Raw genomic sequence first — 9,411 nt, 5'->3', positions numbered from 1 at the left:
CACAACGCTCACGCACCCGGCGCAAACGCTGCGCGCTCAACTCAGAAAAAAACAGACAACCACTTCCGCGACTCCATTTATCTAACTAGACTTAACCATCTCAAACGCAACATCCTTTACGCCATTCCTCGCCAACTTCCCTTCATGGCATTGGGCTTCAGCCGAAACTACTTTTCGTTGAGCCTCACTCAATGCGCCAGATAGCGCTCCGCTTCGAGCGCAGCGGCACATCCTTGTCCTGCAGCGGTGATGGCCTGGCGGTAAACATGGTCGGCAACGTCGCCAGCGGCGAAGAGGCCGTCCACATTGGTATGCGTGCCGCGGGTCTGCACGATGTAGCCGTTCTCGTCGAGGTTCACGAGGCCGTTGAGGAACTGGGTGTTGGGCACGTGGCCGATGGCGACGAACACGCACTTCAGCTCGAGTTCGCTCTTCTCGCCGGTGACCAGATTCAGCAGTTCCACGGCACGCACTTCACCTTTTTCATCGGTGAGGTACTGGCTCACGGTGCTGTTCCAGATGGGCTTGATCTTCGGATTCGCGAGGGCGCGATCCGCCATGATCTTGGAGGCGCGCAGTTCATCGCGGCGATGGATGAGGTACACCGTGCTGGCGAAGCGGGTGAGGAAGGTAGCTTCCTCTGCAGCGCTGTCGCCACCACCGATCACGGCCACGGGCACGTTGCGGTAGAAAGCGCCATCGCACGTGGCACAGCTCGTGAGGCCATGGCCGATGAGGCTTTTCTCATTCGGCAGCCCGAGGTGACGCGGGGAGGCGCCGGTGGCCACGATGACGGTCTTAGTCTCCAGCACCTTGCCGCCCTCGATCTGCACATGGAAGCTGCCGTCACCATTCTTGGTCACCGCTTCCACATGGGCGTACTCCATGCGCGCGCCGAATTTTTCCGCCTGCTCCTGCATCTTCATCATGAGGTCAGGGCCCTGGATGCCCTCGGGGAAGCCGGGGAAATTCTCCACCTCCGTGGTCGTGGTGAGCTGGCCGCCGGGCTGGGTGCCCGCGAGCATCAGCGGATTCAGATTGGCGCGTGCGGTGTAGATGGCTGCGGTGTAGCCCGCGCAGCCGGTGCCGATGATGATGACGTTTTCCATGTGAGGTGAGAGAAGATGAGGAGCCTGAAAAGGGATACGCTACGGCTAGGTAGCGCGGTGCAGCCCGGGCGCAATGGCTTTGATGCGTCCAAATCCACCTCCGTGGATTCGGCCTCGCAACCGATTGAGACGCAGCCTTTGCCAGAGTCCTGGAAGCGGGAAGGTTACGACGGTTTCCTCACGGCACGCAACCAGTAGTCCTTCCGCCAGTAGTAGAGACTGTCGTGAGTAACCTTGCCGGCCCAGCACTCACGCCAAATTTCGTGATCTTCCGCCGAATTCCAGTCCAGGTACACATCTGTCTCGGGATCCAGTGGACGCCATTCTGGATCCACGAGCGGCAGGGTCGAATTTCTTTTCGCAAAGCTTCCCTGCTCCTCAACCAGACTTCGATTGGGGCCACCTCCCATCATGGGAAATGACAACTGCAGTGCGCAATCCTCCCAATCACACACCTCACAAATCACGTAGCTACCTGGTCTCTCCCCAAAATCGGAACGACCGCAGCAAGGACACGGAAACACTGGCATGCAGCAGAAACGGAACAGGTGGCAGACTTATTTGAACGGACCCGCATGCTCCGCCCGGGCGTATGGTGAGAAAACACTCATCTCGCGGCTTCTGTTGTTGCATGGCCCTGAGCTGGGCTACGTTCGGGCATCATGTTCACTGGCATCGTTGAGACCACAGGCACCGTCGAGAGCATCGCCTTCCGCGAGGGCGGGGCGCGCATCGTGCTCAAGGTGGGGCCCATGGCGGCTGAGCTGGCTTTGGGTGAAAGTGTGGCCTGCAACGGCTGCTGCCTCACCGTCACGGAGTTCGACCCGGAGCAGGGCACGGCGGCGTTTGATTTGCTCATCGAAACCCTGCGCGTGACCAGCCTGGGGCAGTTGAAGGAAGGCTCGCTGGTGAACCTCGAACGCTCCTTGAGAATCGGCGACCGGCTCAGCGGGCATTTTGTGCAAGGGCACGTGGATACCACGGCGACTATTCTCAAGCTGGAACCCGTGGGCAAGGATCACCAGTTCACCGTCGCGCTGCCAGAGAGCGGGAAGAAGCTCGTGGTGCACAAGGGCTCCATTTGCATTGATGGCATGAGTCTCACCATCGCGGAACTCAGCGAGGACTCGCTCACCTTCTGGATCACGCCACACACCTTTGCCGTGACGAACCTCGCGAACCTGAAGGCCGGAGATGTGGTGAATGTGGAGTTCGACATGCTGGCGAAGCACATCGAGCGGCTGGTCGCGGTGCGCATCGCGTGATCCTCAGGATGCCATGAGCACGGAAGCACCCGCACCTGCGCCGCATGGCTCGCGTCTGTGGCTGCTCGTGGTGGCGGTGCTGGTGTTCATCATCCTGCCCTTCGTCTTCTGGGGTGAGCTCTTTGAGACGATGTTCGACCTGCAGGGCGCACGCCAGTGGCTGGAGTCCCTCGGCGCGTGGGCGTGGCTGGGCGGCATCGCGCTGCTCGTGAGTGATCTCGCGCTGCCCATCCCCGGCACCGTGGTGATGTCCGCCCTGGGGCTGCGCTACGGGTGGTTCCTCGGGGGAGTCTTCAGCACGGCCGGTTCGGTGCTCTCCGGTGTGGTAGCCTACTGGCTGTGCAAACACTTCGGCCATGGCGTGGCGGTATGGCTCGCGGGTCGCGATGGCCTGGCGAAAGGCAAACGCCTCTTCCACGGCAATCGCGGTGGCTGGATCGTGGCCCTCTCACGCTGGATGCCCGTGCTGCCGGAGGCCGTGGCCTGTCTCGCGGGACTTTCCGCGATGCCGTTTCGCGTGTTTCTGGTCGCGTTGATTTCCGGGGGCATTCCGTTGGGCTTTACGTTTGCCACCATTGGTGCGCTTGGTGTGGACCATCCGGGGCTCACGATTGCGCTCAGTGCGTTGGTGCCGGTGGTGTTGTATGCGGCGGCATTGTTGTTCTTGCGCCAAAAGCACCAGCATCATCCGCATCACGAGGATGAGGAGCAGGAGCGGACGGATTGAGGCGGGCAGGGAAATCACGGCACCTCAAGCGGATGCATTCCGACTCTCAAGTCAGCCTGTAGCCGGCACCATTCACGCCTGTCGACGCTTCTAAAAAAAGCCCGGTAGGGCGTTGCTGCGCCGACGCCCTGATCAGAGTGGGCGCAGGCGGGGCGGAGCTTCCGGGCGACAGCGGCTTATCACGCTGGAGTTCCACACCACCTCCGCCCTCTCTAGTTAGGAGGCCGACGCAGCAGCCCCCTACCAAGTCATTTGGTGGGTGCGTCCATGGACCAGAGGGTCGCCACAGGGCACAAAGCCACTTCAGCTATAGAACAGAAGGGGACGCCCTTCTTGGCATAAAAAAGGAGGCACGAATATGCCCCCTCTCCTTGATGCACGCCGAGTGCGCGATGCTCTCCATCCGCCTCACGGATAATCCTGCTTCTCATACCGCAGGAGCTGCGATCCGTTGAAGCGTTCATTTGGCTTGAAGAGCCAGCCGGGGGAAGTGCTGATGGATTCCCAGTTGGTCAGGCGGAACTCCGGTAGGAAGAGGTCGCTATTCGGATCGTAGACGGTGCGGCCGGTGAAGCTGCCCCAGATCTTGTACTCGTGGTTGTGGTCGAAGCCGTGCGCATTCCCCTCGTTCGTGGGGATTTCAGGCAGGCGGTCGGGGGCGTTGCGCACGTTCTCGTTCATCATCACGAGGCGGGCATCATCCCAAGACTGGCCGGGTCGGCGCAGGTAGCCCCAGAACTGGGTCTTGGCGATGGTGAATCGCCGACCGATGTACCAGTCACCCTGCGGTTCACTCGCGATCTGGGCGCGGCGGGCGGCAATCTTTTGCTCGATCATTGGATCCGAGGCGCAGGCAGCGAGTAGCAACGAAATGGCCAGGAGGCACAGGGGGGCGAGGCGAAAGCGGCGCATGGGGAAGGTGACGTGGATGAAAGCTGAAACGCAGCCAGACACAACGGACAAAATAAAAATCCCCGCGGCACGGGGTGCGGCGGGGATTTTCAAAAAGCTTTCTGGTGGCTCGCTTAGGCGCTCACGGCGACTTCGTCCACATTGATGCGGCGACCGTCCTGGTCGAAGCGCACGCGACCATCCACGAGGGCGAAGATGGTGTGGTCCTTGCCGATGCCGACATTCTTCCCGGGGTGCCACTTGGTGCCACGCTGACGGGCAATGATGTTGCCGGCGACAACCACCTGGCTGCCGAATTTCTTGATGCCGAGACGCTTGCTGCGGCTGTCGCGTCCGTTTTTAACACTGCCTTGACCTTTCTTGTGGGCCATGTCGGTATCCTCCTGGGGGTAAGTGAGTTAGGCGTTGATGCTGGTGATTTCGACCTTCGTCAGGTTCTGACGATGACCCTTCTTCCGGTGGTAGCCCTTACGGCGACGGAACTTGAAGGCGATGACCTTCTCACCCTTGAACTGGGAGACGACCTTGGCTGCTACGCTCGCGCCGGTAAGGAAGGGAGCGCCAAAGCGGAGGCCTTCGCCCTCGCCTGCTGCCAGCACTTCGCCGAACGTGATGTTGTCGCCCTCGGCGCCTTCAAGCAATTCGACGTCGAGCTTGTCGCCCACGGAGACGCGGTACTGCTTGCCGCCGGTTTTGATGACTGCGTATGCCATAAGCCTGTGAAAATCTTTGGGGTGTTCCCACACGCACTGGCGCGAGGGGCGGGGAGATTTGCACAGGGTTGGGCCGGGGGCAAGATTTTTTTGAAAAAGTCCGCCCTCCTTTTTCACTTTGCGGGGGCGGACGGGGTCACAATGATGAAGCCCTCAGCGTCCAGCTTGAGTCCCGTGTGGCGCACTTCGGTCGAGCTTCCGGCCGCCAATTTGCTGAATATCAAGGTGTCTGAGTCCTGGCGCACGGCCAGCGCAGGCAGTACATGGCCAAAGGTTCCCGGCAGCAGGCCATGCTGCAGGTCCTCTTCCTTGGGCGGCATGGGGGGATTGGGCACGCTCAGGGTGAGCAGGGCACCGGTGGCGGCATCGTAGAGTGCAGGAGCCGGAGAAACGCGGGCGTCAGGGGCGATGGCACCCTGCGGGCTGGAAAGTCTGCGCTCCTTTGCCGTGCTGGCCTCGATCAACTCCAGGGCAAAGTCCCACACGTCCGCCTTCACCGAAGCGAGCAAGGCCGTATCACCAATCGCCACGACGCGACGAGCCGCGGATTTCTGTTTCTCCCCTTCCGCCACCGCCACATCCGTCGTGAAGGCCAGCCGACGAAGCTTGGGGATGGCCGCAAGGAGGGTGGCCGCCAGCGGATGCTCCTCCTTGAGAAGCACCAGCAGCAGATCGTCCTCACGCAGCAGGCTCGTGTCGAGCATGCGCGAGGCATTCGCCCATGCCTGCCTGGCTTCCGCTATCGGAACGGGATTGCCATCGGGCATGGAAAGCGTGGGTACCTCCAGCACACGATGTCTCCCAAAGAATGCCTCCGCGCTCAGGGCCATCAGCGCCTCGCGGACCTTCGCGGCAGTGGCTTCCTTGGCGTCCATCGGCTCGCCGAACCAGATGTTCACCCGGTAGGGCAGTGCCTTGGGCACCTTCTTGAAAAAACGTCCACCTTCGAAGCTGAAGATGCTGCCCCACAATCCATCCTGATATACCGGCTGCACCCGCACATTCTCTCCCGCCATGCGCGCCATGAGTTCATAGCCCTTGTGCACTTCATTGAGGAAACCCGTGCGGGTGAGTTGGCCTTCCGGGAAGAGCGCCACCGCCTTTCCCTCCTTGAGCGCCTCCGCCACGGTGCGGATCGCCTCCTTGGCCTTCGTTGGGGAAATGGGCACGGTGCCGAAGAGCTTCAGGAACCACTGCATCCACTTGATCTTGTACAGCGAGTCCAGCATTACGAAGCTCACCATGCGCTCCGAGCTCAGGCCAAGCATGATGGCATCTGCATAGCTCACGTGATTCGGCAGCACGAGCAGCGGACCATCCTTGGGCATGCGCTCCTCATGATGCGTGCGGAGACGGTAGAAGGTGCGCACAATCCCATTCACCACGATGATGAGCAGGCGCCGCGGCAGCAGTCGGGTGATGAAGATTGCCGCGCCGAGCGTGAGGGGCACCATGACCAGAAGCTGCACCGGCGCCGACACTTTGAAGAGCAGCATGCCCTTCACCAGAATGATGTTCGCCACGATGCCCCCGATGCAGTCCATGAGGTTCATGGCGGAAAGGATTCGGCCGCGTTCGTCCGGCTTGCAGCGGTCCTGCACAAATGCATAGAGCGGTGTCATGAAGGCGCCGCCTGCCATGCCCACACCCACGAGCGCGATGTAGATGAATGGATGCACCGGCTGGATACCGCTCCAAAAAAGAGATGCGGCGAGGAAGTATCCCGAGAGTGGCACCAGCCCAAGCTCAATGCGCCTGCGGCACACGACCCCCGCCAACACGCTGCCCAGCATGATGCCAACCCCGAGCGAGGCGGGCATCATGGAGAGCTCACGAGATACCGCGGCGGGATCCGACGGGTGCAATTCATTGGCCAGCGTCACCAGGATGCTGCCAACCGCATTCGACATGAACCAGAAATACGTGACTCCGAGTGCCGCGAGCTTAATGGACCGCTGCGAGAAGAGCAGCTTGAGGTGGGCGAGATGCTCCGTCCAGATACCCTTGTGAAACTTGAGCGCCTCGTGCGAGGGCGTCTTCTTAATCATCAGCGAGCCCACAATTTGCAGGCCTGCAATGCCGGTGACGATCCACAGGAGCACCGTCACCGCATGCCAGGAGACGTCATGCAACTGTTGTGCCGCAAATGCATGGAAGGAGTGCCATAGAGCAGCCGTGCTGGGATGAGCATTCGCAAGCGGCTGCATCGCGTCCGCGAGCTTCACCAGGTCGGTGGCCGGCTGAATCTTCGCGGCAAACCAGAATCCTGCGAGCCCCATGCCTGCGAGGATGCCGATGAAGTTCGTCATTTGCAGCGTGCCGCTCGCGGAGCCCATGCGGCGGGAGCCGACCAGTTCCTTCACGATGCCGTACTTCGCCGGGCTGAAGAAGGCGGCCTGGGTGGCCAGGAGGAAGAAACAACCGAGGCTGAGCCACAGGGTCCACTGCGTGTCATGCAGACCATGCACCACGAGAAACAGGATGAAGATGGCCACCTGCACCACTTGCATCCAGAACATGACCTTCGTCTTGGAGAAGCGATCGCTCAGCCAGCCCGCCACCGGGGCAAAAAGGACATACGGCAGGGAGAAGATGGCTCCCAGATACACCTGCATAGAACTGCCCAAATCGGTGCCCTTGGCCACGACTGCGGCGAAGGCGACCAGCAGGATTTTTACGAAGTTGTCATTGAAGGCATTCAACGCCTGCACCGCGATCATGGCCCAGAAGGACCGCTGATTCTCGGCAGGAAGGTGGACGGCATTGTCCAGCTCCGGGGTGGCAGTAGTGTCAGTGACGGGGGCGGCGGCTTCAGACATGCGTCGGCCCGCATCTAGGCACAGGAATGCTTTTCAGAAAGGGAAATCCGGGCGGATCACCCGTTGCAGAGGATTGAAAAAATCGATGGGCCGATGGTATCACTCCTGACTCGTCATCTCCCTCACCCATTGCGCATACGCCGGCTGCACCTTGCTCGCAGGGATGGCGACAATCTCCGGCACGTCATAGGGATGCAATTCCTTCAGTCGCGCCTCCAGCGTGGGATACATGGTCCCCGTGGTCTTGATGAGGCCCAGTACTTCGCTGGCCGATTCCAGTTCGCCCTTCCACTCGTAGATCGATTCCACTCCCGGCAGCACATTCACACAGGCGGCAAGGCGGCCCTTCACCAGTTCCTGCGCGATGCGTTTCGCGGTTTCCGAATCTGGAAAGGTGCAAAAGACCACGACGATGTCCTCCATGACCACCATTCACGCTGGACGGGCGGATTGTGCAATGAAAGTTTCCCGCCTAAATAGGAGGTCTCTATCCGCATTGGATCCTTGGTAGGTTTGCCATTGTTTCCCACCTAAATCGTCGCCCCGTTCCCACTCCCTTTCATGTCCTCATCGAAATGAAATCCGGATTCTTCGACAAGATCGTCAAGCGCATGGACCGGCTCGAGCCGGCGGAGGTGCAGCGCTACCTAATCCGGTTGGTACAGGAGAAGGGGTTCTTTGAAAAGGTCTTTGAGGCGCTGCAGGAGGGCGTGATCCTCCTCGATGGCGAAGGGACGGTGACCTATGTGAACCGCGCCGCGTGTGGCTTCTTCGGTTTCGAGCGGGAGCTGATTGTGGGACGGAAGCTCGCGGAAGGCGTCCGCGGCTTCGACTGGGAAGCGCTGGCGCACACCGGCGGATCCGTGAGCCGGGATCTGGAGGTCTTCTACCCGGAGAACCGGTACCTGAATTTCTACGTCACCGCGATCGATGAGCACGAGGACCTCGGCTTTGTGATGCTCATTCGCGACGTCACCCAGTTCCGCAAGCTGACGGAGGAGAAAATCGAGAGCGAACGCATCACCGCCCTCACCCTGTTGGCCGCCGGCGTGGCGCATGAGCTGGGGAATCCACTGAACTCCCTCACCATCCATCTCCAGCTCATGGAGAGGAAGCTGAAAAAGCTCAAGGGCAAGGAGGTACCCCAACTTCTGGAAATGCTCTCCGTGGCCCAAGGCGAGATCAAGCGGCTGGATTTCATCATCGGCCAGTTCCTTGCCGCCATCCGCCCCACCCAGCCGCAGCTCCAGCGTACGCAGGTGAATGAGCTGATCCAGGAGGCGGTGAAGTTCCTCACTCCCGAGTTGGAGCAGGGTAAGGTGAAGGTGAAGCTCGACCTCGCCACCGGTCTGCCCTCCACCCCCCTGGATGCCGGGCAAATGAAGCAGGCCTTCTACAACCTCATCCGCAACGCCGCCCAGGCCATGCCTCATGGCGGCACACTCACCATCAACAGCAGCTTCAATGACTACGAGATGCGCCTGAGTTTCGCCGACTCTGGCAAGGGCATCTCCACCTCCAACATGAGCAACCTCTTCCAGCCCTTCTTCACCACGCGGAAGACCGGCACCGGCCTGGGCCTGCTCATCGTCCGCCGCATCATCCGCGAGCACGGCGGCGAAATCGAGCTGGAGAGCCGGGAGAAGGAAGGCACCACGGTGAACATCTACCTTCCCCTCGGGGAGAAACGCGTCCGCTACCTCGCGGGGCCGCCAGTGGTGGAGGAGCCCTGACCGATGGGGAAACGGGTTACTTGACGCGATTCGACCGTGGCTTCGCAACATTCTGTCCTCACAAGTTTCCCTCCTTGACTGGGGACGGAGGATTCAGGTATGCCGATGCGTGATGATGGTAAAATCTCTTATT

The 9,411-nt window shown here is 60.6% G+C and carries 11 protein-coding genes and 1 pseudogene; 4 read left to right on the top strand and 8 right to left on the bottom strand.

The window, feature by feature from the left end; translation table 11 throughout:
- Window positions 1–204, top strand: a 204-nt coding sequence (locus DES53_RS33585; RefSeq protein ID WP_211325654.1) for a hypothetical protein, incomplete at its 5' end; no start/stop codon positions are given.
- On the opposite strand, the gene trxB is transcribed toward DES53_RS33585, so the two are convergent.
- From trxB to DES53_RS33960, 3 genes and pseudogenes are all read right to left on the bottom strand, one after another.
- Window positions 189–1,109: a thioredoxin-disulfide reductase gene (trxB, locus tag DES53_RS23360; protein ID WP_113960737.1), complete on the bottom strand. Its 921-nt coding sequence runs from the start codon at window positions 1,107–1,109 to the stop codon at window positions 189–191. The genes DES53_RS33585 and trxB overlap by 16 nt on opposite strands.
- 164 nt (window positions 1,110–1,273) lie before the next feature.
- On the bottom strand, window positions 1,274–1,444 hold the full coding sequence (locus DES53_RS33775) for a hypothetical protein (protein ID WP_245958242.1): 171 nt from the start codon (window positions 1,442–1,444) through the stop codon (window positions 1,274–1,276).
- Between the two features lie 36 nt (window positions 1,445–1,480).
- Window positions 1,481–1,639: pseudogene (locus tag DES53_RS33960) on the bottom strand (CPCC family cysteine-rich protein); the annotation flags it as partial.
- A gap of 132 nt (window positions 1,640–1,771) precedes the next feature.
- Between DES53_RS33960 and DES53_RS23350 the strand changes: the two are divergent.
- Window positions 1,772–2,374, top strand: a complete 603-nt coding sequence (locus DES53_RS23350) for a riboflavin synthase (RefSeq protein WP_113960735.1) — start codon at window positions 1,772–1,774, stop codon at window positions 2,372–2,374.
- A 13-nt stretch (window positions 2,375–2,387) separates the two neighbouring features.
- Window positions 2,388–3,101 carry a TVP38/TMEM64 family protein gene (locus DES53_RS23345; protein ID WP_170157333.1) on the top strand — a complete coding sequence of 238 codons (714 nt, stop codon included), beginning with the start codon at window positions 2,388–2,390 and terminating at the stop codon, window positions 3,099–3,101.
- 408 nt (window positions 3,102–3,509) lie between these two features.
- On the opposite strand, the gene DES53_RS23340 is transcribed toward DES53_RS23345, so the two are convergent.
- From DES53_RS23340 to cutA, 5 genes are all read right to left on the bottom strand, one after another.
- Window positions 3,510–4,013, bottom strand: coding sequence for a hypothetical protein (locus DES53_RS23340; RefSeq protein ID WP_113960733.1), 504 nt, complete (start codon window positions 4,011–4,013; stop codon window positions 3,510–3,512).
- 113 nt (window positions 4,014–4,126) lie between these two features.
- The gene (gene rpmA, locus DES53_RS23335) at window positions 4,127–4,384 is read right to left on the bottom strand and encodes a 50S ribosomal protein L27 (RefSeq protein ID WP_113960732.1); all 258 of its coding nucleotides are present in this window, start codon (window positions 4,382–4,384) and stop codon (window positions 4,127–4,129) included.
- A 27-nt stretch (window positions 4,385–4,411) separates the two neighbouring features.
- Window positions 4,412–4,726 (bottom strand): 50S ribosomal protein L21, encoded by a 315-nt coding sequence (gene rplU, locus DES53_RS23330; RefSeq protein ID WP_113960731.1) that lies wholly within the window; start codon window positions 4,724–4,726, stop codon window positions 4,412–4,414.
- A gap of 113 nt (window positions 4,727–4,839) precedes the next feature.
- A complete protein-coding gene (locus tag DES53_RS23325; RefSeq protein WP_113960730.1) occupies window positions 4,840–7,545 on the bottom strand; it encodes an MFS transporter in 2,706 nt (901 codons plus the stop codon).
- A gap of 99 nt (window positions 7,546–7,644) precedes the next feature.
- Entirely contained in the window at window positions 7,645–7,968 is a 324-nt protein-coding gene (gene cutA / locus DES53_RS23320; protein ID WP_113960754.1) for a divalent-cation tolerance protein CutA, read from the bottom strand.
- A 152-nt stretch (window positions 7,969–8,120) separates the two neighbouring features.
- On the opposite strand from cutA, the gene DES53_RS23315 reads away from it, so the two are divergent.
- Window positions 8,121–9,278 carry a two-component system sensor histidine kinase NtrB gene (locus tag DES53_RS23315; RefSeq protein WP_113960729.1) on the top strand — a complete coding sequence of 386 codons (1,158 nt, stop codon included), beginning with the start codon at window positions 8,121–8,123 and terminating at the stop codon, window positions 9,276–9,278.
- The last annotated feature ends 133 nt before the right edge of the window (window positions 9,279–9,411 follow it).

It is taken from the genome of Roseimicrobium gellanilyticum, from assembly GCF_003315205.1.
GTDB classification, from domain to species: domain Bacteria; phylum Verrucomicrobiota; class Verrucomicrobiia; order Verrucomicrobiales; family Verrucomicrobiaceae; genus Roseimicrobium; species Roseimicrobium gellanilyticum.
This window is presented reverse-complemented; position numbering and strand designations above follow the sequence as displayed.